Annotated in this window: 15 protein-coding genes and 1 tRNA gene; 8 read left to right on the top strand and 8 right to left on the bottom strand. The window is 43.6% G+C overall.

Features of this window, described 5'->3' with window-relative positions; genetic code table 11:
• Nucleotides 1-133: 133 nt before the first annotated feature.
• Together GO493_RS00465 and GO493_RS00460 are read right to left on the bottom strand one after the other, a co-directional pair.
• A complete protein-coding gene (locus GO493_RS00465) occupies nt 134-904 on the bottom strand; it encodes a leucine-rich repeat domain-containing protein (protein WP_157304102.1) in 771 nt (256 codons plus the stop codon).
• Between the two features lie 51 nt (nt 905-955).
• On the bottom strand, nt 956-1,264 hold the full coding sequence (locus GO493_RS00460; RefSeq protein WP_157304101.1) for a prealbumin-like fold domain-containing protein: 309 nt from the start codon (nt 1,262-1,264) through the stop codon (nt 956-958).
• Between the two features lie 534 nt (nt 1,265-1,798).
• Between GO493_RS00460 and GO493_RS00455 the strand changes: the two genes are divergently transcribed.
• Nucleotides 1,799-4,171 (top strand): ABC transporter permease, encoded by a 2,373-nt coding sequence (locus GO493_RS00455; RefSeq protein WP_157304100.1) that lies wholly within the window; start codon nt 1,799-1,801, stop codon nt 4,169-4,171.
• A 75-nt stretch (nt 4,172-4,246) separates the two neighbouring features.
• Here the strand turns inward: GO493_RS00455 and GO493_RS00450 are convergent, their stop codons facing one another.
• Nucleotides 4,247-5,269: an LLM class flavin-dependent oxidoreductase gene (locus tag GO493_RS00450; protein WP_157304099.1), complete on the bottom strand. Its 1,023-nt coding sequence runs from the start codon at nt 5,267-5,269 to the stop codon at nt 4,247-4,249.
• 181 nt (nt 5,270-5,450) lie between these two features.
• Between GO493_RS00450 and GO493_RS00445 the strand changes: the two genes are divergently transcribed.
• Together GO493_RS00445 and GO493_RS00440 are read left to right on the top strand one after the other, a co-directional pair.
• Nucleotides 5,451-6,953: a serine hydrolase domain-containing protein gene (locus tag GO493_RS00445; protein WP_157304098.1), complete on the top strand. Its 1,503-nt coding sequence runs from the start codon at nt 5,451-5,453 to the stop codon at nt 6,951-6,953.
• 276 nt (nt 6,954-7,229) lie between these two features.
• Nucleotides 7,230-7,775 (top strand): hypothetical protein, encoded by a 546-nt coding sequence (locus GO493_RS00440; RefSeq protein ID WP_157304097.1) that lies wholly within the window; start codon nt 7,230-7,232, stop codon nt 7,773-7,775.
• Nucleotides 7,776-8,068: 293 nt separating this feature from the next.
• On the opposite strand, the gene GO493_RS00435 is transcribed toward GO493_RS00440, so the two are convergent.
• The 3 genes from GO493_RS00435 to GO493_RS00425 form a co-directional block, all read right to left on the bottom strand.
• Nucleotides 8,069-8,158: transfer RNA gene (locus tag GO493_RS00435), tRNA-Ser, on the bottom strand.
• Between the two features lie 78 nt (nt 8,159-8,236).
• Nucleotides 8,237-9,277: an asparaginase gene (locus tag GO493_RS00430; protein ID WP_157304096.1), complete on the bottom strand. Its 1,041-nt coding sequence runs from the start codon at nt 9,275-9,277 to the stop codon at nt 8,237-8,239.
• A 42-nt stretch (nt 9,278-9,319) separates the two neighbouring features.
• A complete protein-coding gene (locus tag GO493_RS00425; RefSeq protein ID WP_157304095.1) occupies nt 9,320-10,090 on the bottom strand; it encodes a TatD family hydrolase in 771 nt (256 codons plus the stop codon).
• A gap of 126 nt (nt 10,091-10,216) precedes the next feature.
• On the opposite strand from GO493_RS00425, the gene GO493_RS00420 reads away from it, so the two are divergent.
• A complete protein-coding gene (locus GO493_RS00420; RefSeq protein ID WP_157304094.1) occupies nt 10,217-11,095 on the top strand; it encodes a hypothetical protein in 879 nt (292 codons plus the stop codon).
• 56 nt (nt 11,096-11,151) lie between these two features.
• Here the strand turns inward: GO493_RS00420 and GO493_RS00415 are convergent, their stop codons facing one another.
• Nucleotides 11,152-11,775, bottom strand: coding sequence for a polysaccharide deacetylase family protein (locus GO493_RS00415; protein ID WP_157304093.1), 624 nt, complete (start codon nt 11,773-11,775; stop codon nt 11,152-11,154).
• Nucleotides 11,776-11,831: 56 nt separating this feature from the next.
• Here GO493_RS00415 and gltX point away from each other — a divergent pair, with 56 nt between their 5' ends.
• Nucleotides 11,832-13,364 carry a glutamate--tRNA ligase gene (gene gltX / locus GO493_RS00410; protein ID WP_157304092.1) on the top strand — a complete coding sequence of 511 codons (1,533 nt, stop codon included), beginning with the start codon at nt 11,832-11,834 and terminating at the stop codon, nt 13,362-13,364.
• Between the two features lie 37 nt (nt 13,365-13,401).
• Here gltX and GO493_RS00405 read toward each other — a convergent pair whose 3' ends face one another.
• On the bottom strand, nt 13,402-15,069 hold the full coding sequence (locus GO493_RS00405) for a glutamine--tRNA ligase/YqeY domain fusion protein (protein WP_157304091.1): 1,668 nt from the start codon (nt 15,067-15,069) through the stop codon (nt 13,402-13,404).
• Nucleotides 15,070-15,193: 124 nt separating this feature from the next.
• Here GO493_RS00405 and GO493_RS00400 point away from each other — a divergent pair, with 124 nt between their 5' ends.
• The 3 genes from GO493_RS00400 to fumC all read left to right on the top strand — a co-directional run bounded on the left by GO493_RS00400 (nt 15,194) and on the right by fumC (nt 17,973).
• Nucleotides 15,194-15,613 carry a cobalamin B12-binding domain-containing protein gene (locus GO493_RS00400; RefSeq protein WP_157304090.1) on the top strand — a complete coding sequence of 140 codons (420 nt, stop codon included), beginning with the start codon at nt 15,194-15,196 and terminating at the stop codon, nt 15,611-15,613.
• A 77-nt stretch (nt 15,614-15,690) separates the two neighbouring features.
• Nucleotides 15,691-16,467 carry an enoyl-CoA hydratase/isomerase family protein gene (locus GO493_RS00395; protein ID WP_157304089.1) on the top strand — a complete coding sequence of 259 codons (777 nt, stop codon included), beginning with the start codon at nt 15,691-15,693 and terminating at the stop codon, nt 16,465-16,467.
• A gap of 105 nt (nt 16,468-16,572) precedes the next feature.
• The gene (gene fumC, locus GO493_RS00390) at nt 16,573-17,973 is read left to right on the top strand and encodes a class II fumarate hydratase (RefSeq protein WP_157304088.1); all 1,401 of its coding nucleotides are present in this window, start codon (nt 16,573-16,575) and stop codon (nt 17,971-17,973) included.
• Nucleotides 17,974-18,228: the final 255 nt, after the last annotated feature.

Here is an 18,228-nt window from a genome sequence, read left to right as displayed (position 1 = left end):
AGGGTTATAGAGGAGGTATACTAGTCTTATACAGCTTTCATAGTGCAGTTATCAATGCTTTAACATTGGAGAAGAGGTGGACTTGATGTGGACTTGATGCGGAGATGATTTTAAGGTGTGTGTTGAGAATGTTTCACCACTTAAGCTCTTTGAGACTGATAAGCCCGCAGGTGTTTAACTGTGTAATATAGCTGGTCTGAGATATTGGTTCACAATACAGTGTTTCGAGTTTACTCAGGCCTGTAACATTGATTTTTCTTAACGGGTTATTGGTAAAATCAACCAAAACGAGCTTAGTAAAAAGTCTCAGGTCAACTTCAGTTATCAGGTTATTAGAGAGATCTATATCTTTCAGTTCCAGAGAGCCATTAGCTTTGAATTCGATTAGTTTATTTCTGAAAAGCTGTACTTTTTCCAGTTTAGGTTTATTGCTTAGATCTATCCTTTGCAGCTTATTCACGTTTATTCGTATGTCCCTTAACTCTGTAAGTCCTGTAAGGTCAACGGTAGACAGTTGGTTTTGATCCATAAAAATCACTTCCACCATTGTGCAGCCTTTCAGCTTCAGTTCTGTAATCTGATTTCCATTGCCATAAACGAATTTCAGATTTTTCATCCCCTCCAGGTCAACAGTTTTTAGATCGTTGTTAAGAAAAGCAAAGTTTTCAAGATTCGTAAAATTTTTGATGCCTACTACTGAAGAGATGTTAGCATTATTTACATGCAGTTTTTTAACATCTGCTATTTCTGATTTTTGAATGTTGCCATCGTTATTTGCATCGAGGCCTTCGGCTATCAAAGCTTCTTTGAAATTTTCATCAGGAAAAGAAATTGTTTGGGCTTTTACATGGGTAATGCTATAGCCAAGTAAAAGATTGGTCAGGAAAATGTATATTAATTTCATTAGTACTATTTTATTAGGTTTCACAAAAAGGTTAGCCAGCTAAAAAGCTGATTATCTGGCTATGGTTACAGTGGTTACCTGGCCATTGCCGGTCACTTCAATAAATTCGCCTATCTCTCTTTCAAAAGCTGTTGCATCATAATGGGTTTCTGTCGGTACATAACCTCCGCCCATTTGTTGCCCAAGCATATTATAGTTCGCCACTACCGGCCCTGACTGCACCTGGTAACCTCTTACTTTTTCCCATGTAACCCAGCTCACAATATAGTATTTGCCTGGCTTTACGTTGTCAAATACAAAATTACCTTTGTCATCTATCGTTTTCGTTTCTATCCGGGCCATGGCAGCTTCCTTTGTCATAGCCGCCTGCTTTGTTTTACTATTATATTTTTTTTTAAGCTCTATGTATTCTAAAAGATGTGGTGTTATAGGATAGAAAAGGACTTTTTCTTTGAAGTAAGGATAATTTACCCAACCTCTTTTTTTTAACGAAATACGCCCCTGAATGCTATTGGTTCCTTCTTCAAGCATTTTATAAGCCTCCTCTTTATTAAAAGCAGATGTAGGGAGAAAGAATTCTGTTTTTTTCTGTGCGTTAGCTATAAAGGAAACTCCAAATAAACAAACAACAATACAGAATATAGGTGCTTTCAGCGAGTGTTTCATTTTATGGGAAATTAAAGCCGAATGTATATAAAACAGAGCATAATTAATCTACCTAAAAATCAGTATTTATTGTTTATCAAGGGGGAACAGGTGAAATTTCAAAGTAAAAAACGGACATCAACTGTACAAAACCGGACAGGTTGGAAAATATCCGCAACTTTAATCTATTGTTTTTTATAATGTTAAAAGCTGGTATTTTATTGGCAACAGGTATTCAAACCTAGCTCCATGTTTGAAAACTATTTTAAGCTCGCCTGGCGTAACCTTATCCACAATAAACTATATAGTCTGCTGAATATATTGGGACTTGCTACCGGGATGGCAGTGGCATTGATCATTGGCTTGTGGATCTGGTACCAGTATTCTTATGACAGGTTCCTTCCTGATAGTCAGCAGATCTATAAGGCCGGGTTAAAAGGTACCGGAAGTAACGGTGAGATATATGCTTACCTTGTTTCACCTATGCCATTGGCAGAAGCATTGAGAAAGGACGTTCCGGGCATCAAACATGCGGTGATGACAGACTGGATAAAACCTCACGGGCTGGTAGCGGGAGAAAGAAAGATATATCTGCCGGGGATAATAGCTGAAAATGATTTCCTGAAAATATTTCAATATCCCTTGTTAAAAGGGCGTAAAGAGCAGGTATTAAATGATCCTTATTCGATTGTACTGACGGAGTCGACTGCGAGATCGTTATTTGGAAATGAAGATCCGCTGAATAAGATTGTTCGTATCGATAACCAGAACGATCTGAAAGTGACTGGTGTGTTAAAGGATATTCCGGATAATTCTACTTTGAAATTTAACTATGTTATTCCTTATGAATATCTCATTCAGAACAGCAATACAAAGGATTATCTTAACATGTGGGGGCAGATTACATCCAATGTGTATGTATCATTACAGCCCGGAGTTTCTTATGCGCAGGTTGAACCAGTATTGAAGAAGATCATAGCCAGATATAACCCAGAAGAATATAAGCGTTCGCATAGTGAAATAATAATGCAGGAAATGAAAGACTGGCATCTCTATACCGAATTTAAAAATGGGGTTGCGACCGGCGGGCTGATCGGCTATGTAAGAGTATTTAGTATTACCGGGATACTTGTGCTGCTGATTGCCTGTATCAATTTTATGAATCTTTCTACAGCGCGATCTGAAAAAAGAGCAAAGGAAGTAGGCGTAAGAAAAGTTGTGGGTTCCCGGCGATATGAACTGATTTTACAGTTCCTGACAGAATCTCTTGTCATCACTTTTGCCGCATTTATCCTATCGTTGTTATTGGTGCAAATTGCATTACCTTCATTTAATATACTAACACAGACAACTATCCGCATCCCTTATACGAATGTATTTTTCTGGATGATTATGATCAGCTATTTGCTGCTCACCGGCTTACTGGCGGGTGGCCGTCCTGCATTTTATCTTTCTTCTTTCAGACCTGTCAGAGTATTAAGAGCAGATCATCGAGCGGTCCGTTCAAGAAAAATGCTGGTATTAATACAATTTACCTGTTCTATAACACTCATTATCAGCACCATCATTATTTATCAGCAGATAAAATATGCACAGGAACGTCCTGTAGGTTATGATCAGCAGCGGTTGGTGATGACAGACGCCAGCAGTGATCTGAAAAAAAATTATACAGCTTTAAAAAATGATCTGATGCAAAGTGGTATGGTGACGGCTGTTACTATATCTTCCGAGACGGTCACTGCACTCAGAAACTTCAGTGGTATCGAAAGCTGGCCTGGAAAAATACCAGAAGAGGAAGTGGGTGCAGCAGTAGTCTTTGTTGCGGATAATAGTTATTTCAGAACGATGGGTATAGAACTGGCAGCAGGCAGAGACTTTACCGGCAATGCAAGCGCCGATTCATTGAATGTGATCCTGAATGAAGCCGCTATTAAACAGATGCATCTGAAAGACCCGATAGGACAGGTTATTGCATATAATGGCTGTCATAACTTAAAGATCATAGGTATAGCTAAGAATGCTATTATGGAGTCTCCTTTTTCATCGCCTACTCCCACTGTCTTTATGTACAGGCCAGGCGGAGTAAGATTTATTACCTACCGGTTGTCTCCAAAGGTGAGTACAACAAAAGCGATTGACCGGATTGCCCAGATCTTTGGACAGTATAATACAGCTTATCCCTATATCTACAATTTTGTTGATGAAGCCTATGCAAAGAAATTTGAACTGGAAATGCTGATCGGTAAATTAACCGGTCTGTTCTCTCTGCTGGCAATTTTTATTTCCTGTCTTGGTTTGTTCGGGTTGGCTTCCTATATGGCAGAACAGCGTACCAAAGAGATTGGAATACGGAAAATACTGGGAGCGTCTGTTATGCAGTTATGGGCATTGTTATCCAGGGAATTTGTTCTACTTGTAATGATCAGTTGTTTGATCGCCTCTCCGCTGGCTTTCTATTTTCTTAATAACTGGCTGGAGAAATATGTATATCGCATCAGTATAGGCCCACTGGTTTTCATCCTGACGGCAATACTCACGGTTGGTATCACGGTCCTTACTGTGAGTTTCCAGGCAGTAAAAGCTGCAATGGTCAACCCTGTACGAAGTCTGAAAACTGAATAGCTTTATAAAATAAGAACGCCGCGCTAAGCTTAGCGCGGCGTTCTTATTTTATAAATAACCTGGCTGGACTGAAGTTTAACGCCAACCTAATCCGGGCGCAACATGCTTCAGTACAGACGATAGGATGTGTATATTATAGTCCACTCCTAACGTGTTGGGTATCGTCAAAAGAAGCGTATCAGCTTCCTGAATGGCTTCGTCCTGAGCCAATTCCCTGATAAGCTGATCCGGTTCCCCTGCATAGCTTTTTCCGAAAATGGCGCGTTTGTCATTTTCAATAAAACCAATTTTGTCGACTCCCTTGGTTTCCTGTCCAAAAAAGTATCTGTCCTGATCAGTTATCAATGGAAAAACAGACCGGCTAACGGAAACCCTTGGCTCGCGGGGATGCCCTGCTTTTTTCCAGGCTTCTTTGTACAACCGTATCTGTTCTGCTTGTTGTATATGGAATGGCTTGCCGCTTTCGTCAAATTTCAAGGTAGAGCTTTGCAGGTGCATTCCGTTTTCGGCTGCCCAAATGGCTGTAGCATTGGAGGCCGCTCCCCACCAGATACGTTCCCGCAATCCCTCAGAGTGGGGTTCCAATCGTAATAAGCCGGGTGGATTAGGGAACATTGGATATGGGTTTGGCTGTGCAAATCCAATACCTTTGAGTTTATCCAAAAACTGCAACGCTTTCCTGCGTCCCATATCTGCATCAGTTTCTCCTTCAGCTGGTTCATACCCAAAATAACGCCATCCATCAATTACCTGTTCTGGCGAACCTCTGCTGATTCCCAGTTGCAAGCGCCCGCCAGAAATCAGGTCGGCAGCTCCGGCGTCTTCTACCATATAGAGGGGATTTTCATAACGCATATCAATAACACCCGTTCCAATCTCTATGCTGCTCGTTTTGGCGCCGATAGCAGAAAGCAAAGGAAATGGAGATGCTAACTGAGCTGCAAAATGATGTACCCGAAAATATGCACCATCTAAACCGATTTCTTCGGCAGCGACAGCCAGATCAATAGATTGAAGCAACGTGTCGCCCGCAGTACGGGTTTTGTAGGCTGGATGATCAGACCAATGTCCGAACGATAAAAATCCTATTTTCTTCATACGTCTCTTTTCGGTTGTAAGATAGTCCTTACAAAGATATTTCAGACATAATCCAATACAAAAAAGCCTTCAAATCCCAGGGCTTGAAGGCTTGCTGATTTTCTGTGGGGAGCTGTCGGCAACTTTCAAACCTTTTTAGCAAGGGTTTGAACCGGGCAACATTGCTGTTTACCAGATAACAATGATGCCAATACTTTTCAGTATTTTAAGATGTATTTTAACGCAATTACTTTTAAATATATCTTATTCGATGTTTCGAAATATGACTTTAGAAGACAATAAATATTTATGGCGTTTGATAATGCTTTGTTTGCTATCAGTGCCCCCTACGTTGGTTTTGGGTCAATCAACGGATGAGAAAACTCCTGCTGAGAAAGTGTTTTATGCATGGCTGAGTGCTATTAATTCGGGCAGTGCACAACAGCTGGAGGCATACAAGGCTGCTTACCATAAAAAATGGGCGGTACAAACCATGCTCGATTCCTGGGAACGAACAGGAGGGTATAGGGTAGTACGTGTAGAAAAAAGCGAGCCCTTAAACTTTACAGTGTTAATAGAGGAAAAGGAGTCGGATGCCTTGCATCGGGAGAATGTAGCGGTGGATACAAGCGGAAATGATATCAATGTTAAAATGACGATTGAAGATATCAGCCGCCCTTCAGATCTGGCTATCCATAGATTATCACAAAGCGAAGCAATCCAATCATTGATCAGACGTACGGATACGCTTACCAGGGCCGGCAGGTTTTCAGGTGCAGTTTTAGTTGCTTCCGGGAACAAAGTATTGTTAAATCGTGCCTGGGGGGAAATGGATAAAGAAAAGCATGTGTTGAATACGATCCACACGCAGTTCCGCAACGGATCTATGAACAAGATGTTTACCGCGATTGCCATATTACAATTGGTGGAAAAAGGGAAGGTCGCGTTGGATAGTACGGTTGGAGATTACATTAAGGACTATCCCAATAAAGATATTGCGCGGGTAACTGTTCGCAGATTGTTAAATCATACTGGAGGTACAGGTGATATCTTCGGCCCTGAGTTTGATGCTAATCGGACCAGTCTCCGGGATAATTCTGATTACGTCAAACTATATGGATCACGAGGTCCTGATCAATCCAAAGGATTTTCTTATTCTAATTACGGATTTGTACTGCTTGGTGAGATTGTCAGCCGGGTAAGCCATATGTCTTATTATAGTTACATAGATAAATACATCTTCAAGCCTGCTAACATGAACAGCACAGGTGAGCTGCCTGAAAACGTTCATCTTCCTATGCGCGCACCAGGATATATGCGAGTGAAAGGAGCATGGGTAAGGAATGACGAAACCTTACCTTACAGGGGCATGGCTGCCGGTGGCGGCTATTCTACAGTGGATGACATGTTAAGATTCGTCAATGCTCTTCAGGCCGGGAAGCTGATATCCAAAACAATGCTGGATCTGGCCATTAAGCCTTACTTTCACGACGCCCCATCAGGCTACGGGTACGGATTGGGCTTTGAGCTGTATGGAGATAAGCAATTAATAAGTTTTGGTCATGAAGGTGGTGCGGATGGTATGAATGGTGAATTACGTGTTTTTCCGAAAATGAACCGTGTCATCGTTGTGTTGAGCAATTTAGATCCACCTGCTGCACATCGCCTTGTTGATTACTATTCATTACGCATGCCAGTAAAATGATATTTTACATTTACCCAGGTTTACAATTAACCATTCACAATCCATAATGAAAGAGTATTCTTAAATGTTATTGAGGTTAAAAATAGGAGGTGCACCAGTTTAATTCTTAGCCGGCCGCAGGCCCCAAAAAGCGCCCTCAAAAAATCGCTTTTTACCGAAGGTAAAAGCGATTTTTTGAGCAGGTTCTTCACGTTGAGTATAATATAAAGCTCCAAATTGGCGCACTATTTAAAATAATAAATACTAATAATATTAAATTTATTAGTATATTGTAGTATGGTGAAAGTATTTAAAATCAAGAAGGAAAACTTAGATCGCTTTGTTAGCAGAGAATTGAAACGGCAGCTCGATATCTTTAAAATTGTATTTGGATGCCTACTGATTTTATTTATCATATTAGGTGTGGTAGCCAAGGCTTATTTTATTCCATTGGTTGGATTAGTACTTTTTGGTGTGGTATTTCTGTACGTGAGTGCTATTTTAAAGGGTGATCTTAAAGCATTAAGTACAGCCTTTACTTTTATAATAGACGATAAAGCTATTTCCAGACAGGTTGATTGGTCGCAAATAAACTCATTTATGAAATTAAGGGCCGAAAGGGCCAGGCAGAGATATGGAAGCAGCCTGGATCAAATAATAGAATTGGCCAATGTAGATGAAATTAGTGTTGGAATAAATGGCATTAAAATAACTTCAATTAATGCTAATATATTAAATGGCAACGGTATTATTAACCTACCTGCAGAATTAGCTTTTTATGAGGAGGCATTGGATTATTTCAAAACTAACCCCTCTTTATATTCCAAAATAGTACATAAGTAGTTCCCGAAACTCAATTATTATTTTATAACGGTATCCTGTGGATGAGAATAAAATGATTTGATACCTGGGGTTTGTCAGGTAACATATTAGAGTGTCCGCTATTTTCTTTATTATCTTAGAATAACTCATCATTCTACCTGTGACTTATTAGATAAGTCCCTATCTCGCTATTACATTGTAATGCTTGAAAAGTTTCCCTGCTTGTCTTAACAGAAGGCGCTTCTCTTCTGTTTTAGGCGTATAACTAAATCAAAAAAGCCTTCAAATCTTTCGACTTAAAGGCTTTTTAAAGCTGGCGGAGAAGAAGGGATTCGAACCCTTGAAACCCTTTCGAGTTTACACACTTTCCAGGCGTGCCAGTTCAACCACTCCTGCACTTCTCCGGTTGAATTTTTATTCAGGGTGGCAAAGATAGAATTTTTCCGGCAAATCCCAAAAAATCTTTATCCTGCCACTAAAGTTCAATCCCAGTCATGGGTATTGGGGGTAAGCTCACCTCTTAAAGAGGTTTCAATCATAGCTTTGGTAGCTTCTGCATCCAGTCCCTGGCCCAATACGAACATCAGTTTGGTAATAGCGGCTTCAAAGGTCATATCATGGCCGCTGATAACACCTATCTGCTGTAATGGCTGGCTGGTTTCATATTTACCAAGTTCCACAGAGCCACCGTCACATTGGGTGATATCTACAATTATCACTCCCTTATCTATGGCTTTTTTCAGGCTTTCAATAAACCATGGTTGTGTATTGGTATTACCGCTACCAAATGTTTCAAGTACAACGCCGCGCAGACCGGCAACATTCAGGGTAGCTTCCACAGCTTTACGTGTGATGCCCGGGAACATCTTCAGGACGGTTACATTATCATCCAGGTGTTTATGTACTTTCAACGGTTTGGAAGAATCTGAAGGCAGAACAAATTGTGTCTTGTATTTGATGTCTATACCTGCTTCTGCCAGTGGAGGGTAGTTCATGGAATAGAATGCCTCAAACTTTTCTGCATTATACTTCTTGGAGCGGTTTCCGCGAAACAGTGCAAAGTCAAAATAGATGCATACTTCCGGAACCACTACCTGCCCGTTATGACGGGTAGCAGCTATTTCCATGGCGGTAATAATATTCTCTTTCGCGTCTGTACGGATCTTGCCTATAGGCAATTGTGAACCGGTAAGGATAACCGGTTTCGAAAGATTTTCCAGCATGAAGCTCAGTGCTGATGCTGTGAACGACATTGTATCGGAACCATGGAGGATCACAAAACCGTCGTACCTGTCGTAACGATCTTCAATAATAGAAGCTATCTCCACCCATATCTCCGGTTGCATATCCGAAGAGTCAATAGGAGGATTAAAGGCATACACGTAAAAATCGATACCCATCCTGTACAGTTCAGGCAGATTGTTACGGATCTCATTAAACCCAATAGGGCGTAAGGCTTTGGTCTTCTCGTCATAGATCATCCCAACAGTCCCCCCAGTATAAATAATCAGGATCTTACTCATTGCAGCTGTTCCGAATTGCCTGCAAATGTACCGCCTAAAAGGTTAGTGAGTTTTGAATAATTTAAGGGCGTTGCTTGTCGTAATTGCAGCTACGTCAGCTATTTTTAGATTTTTTATATCTGCTATCTTTTCTCCTATCAGCGGTATATAAGAACTTTCATTCCTTTTGCCCCTATATGGAACCGGCGCCAGGTAAGGCGCATCTGTTTCCAACACAATATGTTGCATGTCTATCTGCTCTACGACCTGGTCCAGTCCGGACTTCTTAAATGTTACAACGCCGCCTATCCCCAGGTAGAAGCCAAGGTCAATGACTTCCCTGGCCTGTTCCAGCGTACCGGAGAAGCAATGAAATACGCCGCTTAGCCGGCCATCCTGAAGGGAGCGTACCACATCTATACATTCCCGTGTGCTTTCACGGGCATGGATAGATACCGGCAGGTCATAGCTCCTGGCCAGTTCCAGTTGGGCGCGGAATGCTTTATATTGTTGTTCTGTATAGGTCTTGTCCCAGTAAAAATCCAGTCCTATCTCGCCAATAGCTTTAAAGGGCCTTTTTTCCAGCCATGTACGTACAATGGTCAGCTCATGGTCCACATTTTCATTCACATGGCAGGGATGTACTCCCATCATGGCGTAGCAGTTGTCCGAAAATTGCGCTTCCAGCTCCAGCATGCTGTTAATGGTCTCACTATCAATGTTTGGCAGGAATAACCTGGTCACGCCCGCTGCTAATGCCCGTTCCACCATTTCTTTCCTATCGCCCGAAAAATCCTTTCCATACAGGTGGGCATGCGAATCTATCCAGTCCATTCTCTTTATATTAAATTTTTTTATTGGGTTTGTAAAAATATTATATTTGTATAATATTAATATTTAGCTGCTCTTTCCCCGTACAAAAGTACGGTCGGAAACCCTGATTTAAAACTATACTATTTTATGAGAAGCTTTTGCTTTAACCGTATCCTTGCAGGCGTTATCATCCTGCTATTGACAGTAACCTTCTTTTATGCATGCAGCAAGAATACCAATGATGCTGCACCTACAAATGATTCTGATAACAAAGCTATTGCTGCTGCCGCCTACCAGGCTTCAGTAAATGTGATATATGACGACCTTTTCGGCGTTGCGCTGGAAGTGGGTATGAGGGAAAGTCTGAATGAGACCGGCCGCAAGGCGAATACACAGCCTGTTTCCAAACTGAGCGGATGCTTTGATGTTCTTAAAGATGATATTGGTAACGACAGCTGGCCTAAAACACTGCTGATCGACTTTAAGGGCGGTTGTGCAGATGCTACCGGCCGCTTAAGGGCAGGTACCCTGCAGATCATTTTCAGCGGTTATTTTTACTACCCGGGTTCTGTTATTGTGGTGAAGCCATTGACCTACACCATGAACGGTGTAAGTGTAACAGGCACTGCCACTATTACCAATATCGGTACCAGCGATATGCCTAAATTCACAGTTGCTATAGCTGGTGGTGCGGTGAAACTGGATACCCTGAACATCACTTATGGCAGTAAAAATACATTGACTCAGGTAGAGGGGTTGCTTACGCCTTCTGATGTGCTGGATGATATTTTCAGCATTTACGGTACCGATTCCCTGTCATTCTCCAATGGTATCAAAGCTACTACCGAGGTAAAGGAATCAGAGCCGCTGCAGAGAGGAATTGAATGTGCGTGGGTAGGTAAAGGTAAGGCGCTGGTGACTGTAAATGGTCAGACGGCTTCTATCAACTATGGTAATGGTATCTGTGATGATTCTGCTACTGTTGAGCTGGGAGATAAGATCAGGGGTATTAAAATGCCTCAATAAGCAATAATAATTCAAAACAGAAAGGTTGTATCGGTGAGATACAACCTTTTTTATTTTCAGGGGATAGCCTCCATGGCCAATTTTTGTTTGGTAAAATATTCCAGTACCCTGGGCAGGGCATATTCCAGCCTGTCCCATGCTTTGGTACTATCATGAAACACGATAATAGAGCCCGGCTTTGACTTGAATACGACGTTCTGTACACATTGCTCACCGGTGCGTTCTGTGTCAAAATCAGCGCTCAGAACGTCCCACATGATGACCTGAGATCCAGGTACCAGTTTCTTCAGCTGTCTGACCTGGAAAGGAGTGATCCTGCCGTAAGGAGGTCTGAACAGTTTTGAATTGATATATTTCCCTGCTTCCAGGATGTTCTCCATATATTTATCCGTTCCCGTTTTCCAGCCATTGAGGTGATTATGGGTATGATTGCCTGTTCTATGACCTTCTTCCAGGATCTGCTGGTAGATGTCAGGATACTCTACTACATTTTTGCCTATACAGAAAAAGGTAGCTTTTGCATTGTACTTTCTGAGTTGTTCAAGTACAAAAGGGGTTGCCGTAGGATGAGGGCCGTCGTCAAAGGTGAGATATACGGAGGGCCTGGCCGGAGACAGGTTCCAAATACAGTTTTTATAGATCGCCTTTAACAGTGCCGGTGTTTTCGTAAGATAAAACATGGATGTTATGCTGATGAAAAATAAAGGTAGCTAAATCTTTCTTTACCTTTGCGGCTATGCAACAACAGAAAGTTCGGGTACGCTTTGCGCCCAGTCCAACCGGCGGACTACACCTGGGTGGTGTACGCACGGTCTTATTCAATTATTTATTTGCAAAACAGCACAATGGAGAATTTGTGCTGCGTATAGAGGATACCGATCAGACCCGTTATGTGCCGGGAGCGGAGGAATATATTATAGAATGCCTCAGCTGGTGTGGGCTGATAGCAGATGAAGGTCCGCATGTAGGAGGTCCTTATGCCCCCTATCGCCAGAGTGAAAGAAAGGCGCAGTACCGCCAGTATGCGGAACAACTGGTGAAAGACGGCTATGCTTATTATGCTTTCGATACGCCGGAAGAGCTGGAGCAGATGCGTGAAAAATTAAAGACAGCAGAAAATCCTTCTCCGCAGTACAATCATGCTGCGCGTGTACAGATGCGCAATTCCCTCAGCCTCTCTGCTGAAGAAACTGCTGTGCTGCTGGAAAAAGGAACTCCCCATGTGGTCCGTATAAAAATGCCGCTCAATGAAGAGGTAGGCTTTACAGATATGATACGCGGACATGTACAGTTCAATACAGGCACTGTAGACGATAAAGTGCTGCTGAAAGCAGATGGTATGCCTACATACCATCTTGCAGTAGTGGTAGATGATTACCTGATGAAGATCACCCATGCTTTCCGTGGAGAGGAATGGCTGCCTTCAGCACCTGTACACCTGCTGCTCTGGAAATACCTGGGCTGGGAGGCACAGATGCCCCAGTGGGCGCATCTGCCGCTTATACTGAAACCGGATGGTTTTGGTAAGCTCAGCAAACGTGATGGTGACAGACTGGGTTTCCCCGTATACGCTATGGACTGGACAGATCCGAAATCAGGTCTTACCTCCGGCGGGTTCCGTGAAAGGGGCTTTTTACCTGAAGCCTTCGTGAACGTACTGGCTATGCTGGGCTGGAACGATGGTACCGGCCAGGAGATCTTTAGTATACAGGAGCTGATAGAACGTTTCTCACTGGAACGTGTACATAAAGCAGGGGCTAAATTCGACTATGAAAAAGCAAAATGGTTCAACCATCAGTACCTGCTTATGACGGATAACAACCGCCTGGCAGCCCTGCTGGAGTCTGTGCTGAAAGAGAAGGGAGTGAATGCCGCTCCGGAGTATGTAGCTACTATTGTGGGACTGGTAAAGGAACGTTGCAACCTGGTGAACGAGATATGGGACCATGCGTTCTTCTTCTTCCAGCAACCGGAAACATATGATGTAGCGGCTGTTAAGCCTAAATGGAATGCAGATAAGACACAGTTCTTCAGGGACTGGGCCTCTGTCCTGGAAACGCTGTCAGACTTCTCTCTGGCTACATTGGAAGAGTCTTTCAAACAACTTGCAACTTCCATGAACATTAAGGTGGGTGAATTACAGCTGCCTTTCCGTATTATGTTGTGTGGTGGGAAGTTTGGTCCTCCGGTGTTTAATATAGCGGAAGTGCTGGGTAAGCATGAGACTATTGCGAGAATAATGAAAGGGCTGGATGCTATTAATGCTTAATAAAAAAAGAGGCTTGCATTGCAAGCCTCTTTTTTTATTATCCTTTTTTAGCTTCTTTGGCCCAGGTGTCTTTCAGCGTGACGGTCCTGTTAAACACTACCTTTTCCGGTGTGCTGTCAGTATCTACACTGAAATATCCTTTACGCAGGAACTGGAACCTATCGCCGGGTTTAGCATTTACTAAGCCTGGTTCGATATAGGCCTGTTTGATAACCTGCAGGGAATCCGGGTTGATATATGATTTGAAATCGCCTTCTATACTGCTGAGGTCTTCAACTTTGAACAGCCTGTCATACAGTCTTATTTCTGCGGTAGCTGCATGTGCTGCGCTTACCCAGTGGATGGTGCCTTTTACGTTCAGACCGCTGGTGTCGCCACCGCTCTTGCTTTCCGGGTAATAGGTAGCATAGATGGTGGTGATGTTTCCGTCGGCATCTTTATCGAAGCTTTCTCCTTTTATGATGTATGCGTTTTTCAGTCGCACAACAAGACCGGGGCCGAGGCGGAAGAACTTTTTAGGAGGGTTCTCCATGAAGTCTTCCCTTTCTATGTACAGTGTATTGCTGAAAGGCAACGATCGGGTACCGGAGGCCGGATCTTCCGGGTTGTTCTCTGCCGGCATTTCTTCTACCAGGTCAGCCGGGTAGTTGGTGATGACCAGTTTTACCGGATCCATTACAGCAAATACGCGGTTGGCTGTTTTATTCAGTTCCTCACGGATACAGAATTCCAGCAGGCTTACATCGATGAGGTTATCTCTCTTGGCAACACCGATGCGGTCACAGAACGCACGGATGCTGGAAGGGGTATATCCACGACGGCGCAGGCCGCTGATAGTAGGCATGCGGGGATCGTCCCAGCCGGTTACGTGATTTTCATTTACCAGCTGCAGGAGCTTACGTTTGCTCATTACCGTATAGGTCAGGTTGAGACGTGAAAACTCATACTGCCTGGAAGGGAAGATCTCCAGCTGTTCTATGAACCAGTTGTATAACGGACGGTGAGGAATAAATTCCAGGGTACAGATGGAATGGGTGATCTTTTCGATGCTATCGCTCTGTCCGTGGGCAAAGTCATACATCGGGTAGATGCACCATTTGTCACCTGTACGGTGGTGATGTGCATGTTTGATCCTGTAGATGATGGGATCGCGCATGTGCATATTAGGCACTGTCAGATCAACCTTGGCACGTAATACTTTTTCACCGTCTTTGAATTCACCGTTACGCATGCGGGTGAACAGGTCCAGGTTTTCTTCCACACTGCGGCTGCGGTATGGTGTAGGTTTGCCTGGTTCTGTAGGAGTACCTTTGGATGCGGCTATTTCTTCTGCGGTAGAATCGTCCACATAAGCCAGTCCTTTTTTGATCAGCTGTACTGCGAACTGGTATAGCTGTTCGAAATAATCTGAGGCATAAAGTTCCTGAGCCCACTCAAATCCCAGCCATTGGATATCGGCTTTAATGGAATCCACATACTCTGTATCCTCGGTGATGGGATTGGTATCATCGAACCGGAGGTTGGTTTGCCCGTTGTACTTTTTTGCAAGTCCAAAGTTCAGGCAGATGGATTTGGCATGACCTATATGAAGGTAGCCATTTGGTTCGGGAGGGAACCTTGTCAGTACCCTGCCGCCATTAACGCCGTTAGTAATATCCTCTTCTATAATCTGTTCCAGAAAATTGAGGGACCTTTCTTCGCTCATAAGGTTTATAATTTCGAACGGCAAAGGTAACGAAAAGTGGGGTGCTATGGTCTGTGGATTAAAAAATCCTACATTTACAGATCAGCCCTTATGAAAGACGGGGCTGTATAAAAAACAAGTAAGTATGGCGAACCCCCTGCAACGTCCTGTACGTGTGCTGGTAGCCAAAGTTGGACTGGACGGGCATGACCGCGGAGCTAAGGTAATTGCGGCTGCCCTGAGAGATGCCGGTATGGAGGTGATCTATACCGGGCTGCGCCAGACACCGGAAATGGTGGTGAGCGCAGCGCTCCAGGAAGACGTGGATGCTATCGGTGTAAGTATCCTTTCCGGCGCACACATGACGGTTTTTCCACGAATTATGGCCCTTATGAAAGAGAAAGGGATGGATGATGTACTGCTCACCGGCGGAGGCATTATACCGGAAACGGATATGTCACAGCTGAATGACATTGGAGTAGGGAAGTTATTCCCTCCCGGCACCCGTACAGAAGATATTACTACATATATCACAGAATGGGTGGCTGCTCACAGGAATTTCTGAGAGGATTTCGAATGAGTGTAAGTGATTGATTTATAATATAATACGTTAATTTAGTTTTCCAACAAAACCCGGACCTCATGTATCAGACTCTTCGTACAGAACTGGCAGATAAGATCTTTTTTATTTACATCAATCGCCCGGACAAGATGAACGCCCTCAACCAGCAGGTGATGGCTGAACTGGCGCTGGCAATAGAGGAAGTGTATTCCAACAGGAACATTAAGAGTGCGGTGATAACCGGCGCAGGAGAAAAAGCTTTTGTGGCAGGGGCCGACATTTCAGAGTTCCTTACTTTGTCAACCCAGCAGGGAGCAGACCTGGCTAAAAAAGGGCAGGTGGTTTTCAAACATATAGAAGACAGTCCTAAACCCATTATAGCAGCAGTGAATGGCTTTGCCCTTGGCGGAGGCTGTGAATTGGCCATGGCCTGTCATTTCCGTATTGCAGCCACTAATGCCAGGTTCGGGCAGCCAGAGGTGAACCTGGGACTGATTCCGGGATACGGCGGTACCCAGCGGCTCACAAGCCTGATAGGGAAAGGAAAAGCCACAGAGCTGATGATGACAGGAGATATGATCAATGCGGAAGAGGCCCTTGCCTGGGGACTTGTAAACTATGTAGTAGCGCCCGGTGAACTGCTGAACAAGGCAAAAGAGATACTGCTGAAGATACATACCAAAGCCCCGCTGGCAATAGCCAAGGTGATAAAATGTACCAATGCCGCACTGAACAAGGACGTGGATGGCTTTGAACTGGAACTGGAAGAATTTGGAGCCTGCTTTGCCACAAAAGACCTGGAAGAAGGCGCGGCGGCATTTCTGCAGAAAAGACCGGCAAGATTTACCGGTGAATGATTCAGAAGCACCTCTTCACACAGAAATAAAACCTGCGTTTATTCCCGATTGGTAATTGATAATTCCTAATTGATATGTAGGTTTGTACCGCAAAAAATCAAGCATATGGAATATAGAATAGAGAAAGACACGATGGGCGAAGTAAAAGTACCTGTAGATGCTTACTATGGTGCTCAAACTCAGCGTTCTATCGACAATTTCAGGATTGCTCAGGATATCAACAGGATGCCGAAGGAAATTATCCAGGCATTTGCTTACCTGAAGAAAGCGGCAGCCCTCACCAACCTTGATGCCGGAGTGCTGACACAGGAAAAAGCGGTACTGATCGGAAAAGCTTGTGATGAGATCCTTGCCGGTAAGCTGGATGACCAGTTCCCGCTGGTAGTATGGCAGACTGGTTCAGGTACCCAGTCTAATATGAACGTAAACGAAGTAGTTGCCTACCGCGGTCATGTGATCAATGGTGGTCAGCTTGCTGATAAAGATAAAGTACTCCATCCGAACGATGATGTGAACAAATCACAGTCATCCAACGATACTTTCCCTACTGCTATGCACATTGCTGCATATAAAATACTGGTAGAGGTTACTATCCCGGGTATTAAGAAACTCCGTGAAACACTGGCTGCGAAAGCGGAAGCTTTCAAGCATGTAGTGAAGATAGGCCGTACACACTTCATGGATGCAACACCGCTGACCCTGGGACAGGAGATAAGCGGTTATGTTTCACAGCTGGACCATGGTCTGAAGGCTATCAACAACACCCTGGCTCACCTGAGTGAACTGGCACTGGGCGGTACTGCTGTTGGTACAGGTATCAATACTCCCAAAGGTTATTCTGAAAACGTAGCAAAGAAGATCGCTGAACTGACAGGGCTTCCTTTTGTTACTGCAGAAAATAAATTTGAGGCGCTGGCTGCTCACGACGCTATAGTGGAAGCGCATGGTGCATTGAAAACAGTGGCTGTAAGCCTGATGAAGATAGCTAACGATATCCGTATGCTGAGCTCCGGCCCACGTTCCGGTATCGGGGAGATCCACATTCCTGACAATGAACCAGGGTCTTCTATTATGCCGGGTAAAGTAAACCCTACACAGTGTGAAGCGCTGACAATGATCGTTGCGCAGGTATTGGGTAATGATGTAGCTATCAATATTGGCGGCGCTACCGGTCATTTTGAACTGAATGTGTTCAAGCCGGTAATGATCTACAACTTCCTGCATTCTGCACGCCTGATAGGTGATGGTTGTGTAAGCTTTAATGATAAATGCGCTACGGGTATTGAGCCAATAGAAGCGAATATTAAGAAGCACGTAGATAACTCACTGATGCTGGTAACTGCGCTGAACACAAAGATCGGCTACTACAAAGCAGCAGAGATTGCACAGAAAGCACATAAAGAAGGTACTACTCTGAAGGAAATGGCGGTGAAACTGGGTTATGTAAAACCTGAAGAGTTTGATGCCTGGGTGAACCCGATCGATATGGTAGGTGAAATAAAATAATCTTCCTGCGGATGAAGTGCCTGACACTTCATCCGCATATACTGCTACATTGTTGCCGCAAACGTTATCGGCATCGTTTGCGTAAAAATATATCCCCTCTTTATATTATCGTGTATTCTTTTTAGATAATTTCGATAGTCAACCTAAAGGAACCATAGTGAAACGTTGAGCCCGACCCATGTTATGAAAGCCCGGAGCAATGAAGCAATTTCTCATTTTTAATTATTAACTGTTAACATTCTGTATTGTAAACCT

This window comes from Chitinophaga tropicalis, from assembly GCF_009758205.1.
Taxonomy (GTDB): domain Bacteria; phylum Bacteroidota; class Bacteroidia; order Chitinophagales; family Chitinophagaceae; genus Chitinophaga; species Chitinophaga tropicalis.
Note: the sequence above shows the minus strand (reverse complement) of the source record. Positions and strands in the feature narration are given on the sequence as shown.

Excerpts from the sequence above, each read along its gene's own strand:
- GO493_RS00465 (WP_157304102.1), bottom strand. The coding sequence starts at position 904 with ATGAAATTAATATACATTTTCCTGACCAATCTTTTACTTGGCTATAGC.
- GO493_RS00460 (WP_157304101.1), bottom strand. The coding sequence starts at position 1,264 with ATGACAAAGGAAGCTGCCATGGCCCGGATAGAAACGAAAACGATAGAT.
- GO493_RS00455 (WP_157304100.1), top strand. The coding sequence starts at position 1,799 with ATGTTTGAAAACTATTTTAAGCTCGCCTGGCGTAACCTTATCCACAAT.
- GO493_RS00450 (WP_157304099.1), bottom strand. The coding sequence starts at position 5,269 with ATGAAGAAAATAGGATTTTTATCGTTCGGACATTGGTCTGATCATCCA.
- GO493_RS00445 (WP_157304098.1), top strand. The coding sequence starts at position 5,451 with ATGATGCCAATACTTTTCAGTATTTTAAGATGTATTTTAACGCAATTA.
- GO493_RS00440 (WP_157304097.1), top strand. The coding sequence starts at position 7,230 with ATGGTGAAAGTATTTAAAATCAAGAAGGAAAACTTAGATCGCTTTGTT.
- GO493_RS00430 (WP_157304096.1), bottom strand. The coding sequence starts at position 9,277 with ATGAGTAAGATCCTGATTATTTATACTGGGGGGACTGTTGGGATGATC.
- GO493_RS00425 (WP_157304095.1), bottom strand. The coding sequence starts at position 10,090 with ATGGACTGGATAGATTCGCATGCCCACCTGTATGGAAAGGATTTTTCG.
- GO493_RS00420 (WP_157304094.1), top strand. The coding sequence starts at position 10,217 with ATGAGAAGCTTTTGCTTTAACCGTATCCTTGCAGGCGTTATCATCCTG.
- GO493_RS00415 (WP_157304093.1), bottom strand. The coding sequence starts at position 11,775 with ATGTTTTATCTTACGAAAACACCGGCACTGTTAAAGGCGATCTATAAA.
- gltX (WP_157304092.1), top strand. The coding sequence starts at position 11,832 with ATGCAACAACAGAAAGTTCGGGTACGCTTTGCGCCCAGTCCAACCGGC.
- GO493_RS00405 (WP_157304091.1), bottom strand. The coding sequence starts at position 15,069 with ATGAGCGAAGAAAGGTCCCTCAATTTTCTGGAACAGATTATAGAAGAG.
- GO493_RS00400 (WP_157304090.1), top strand. The coding sequence starts at position 15,194 with ATGGCGAACCCCCTGCAACGTCCTGTACGTGTGCTGGTAGCCAAAGTT.
- GO493_RS00395 (WP_157304089.1), top strand. The coding sequence starts at position 15,691 with ATGTATCAGACTCTTCGTACAGAACTGGCAGATAAGATCTTTTTTATT.
- fumC (WP_157304088.1), top strand. The coding sequence starts at position 16,573 with ATGGAATATAGAATAGAGAAAGACACGATGGGCGAAGTAAAAGTACCT.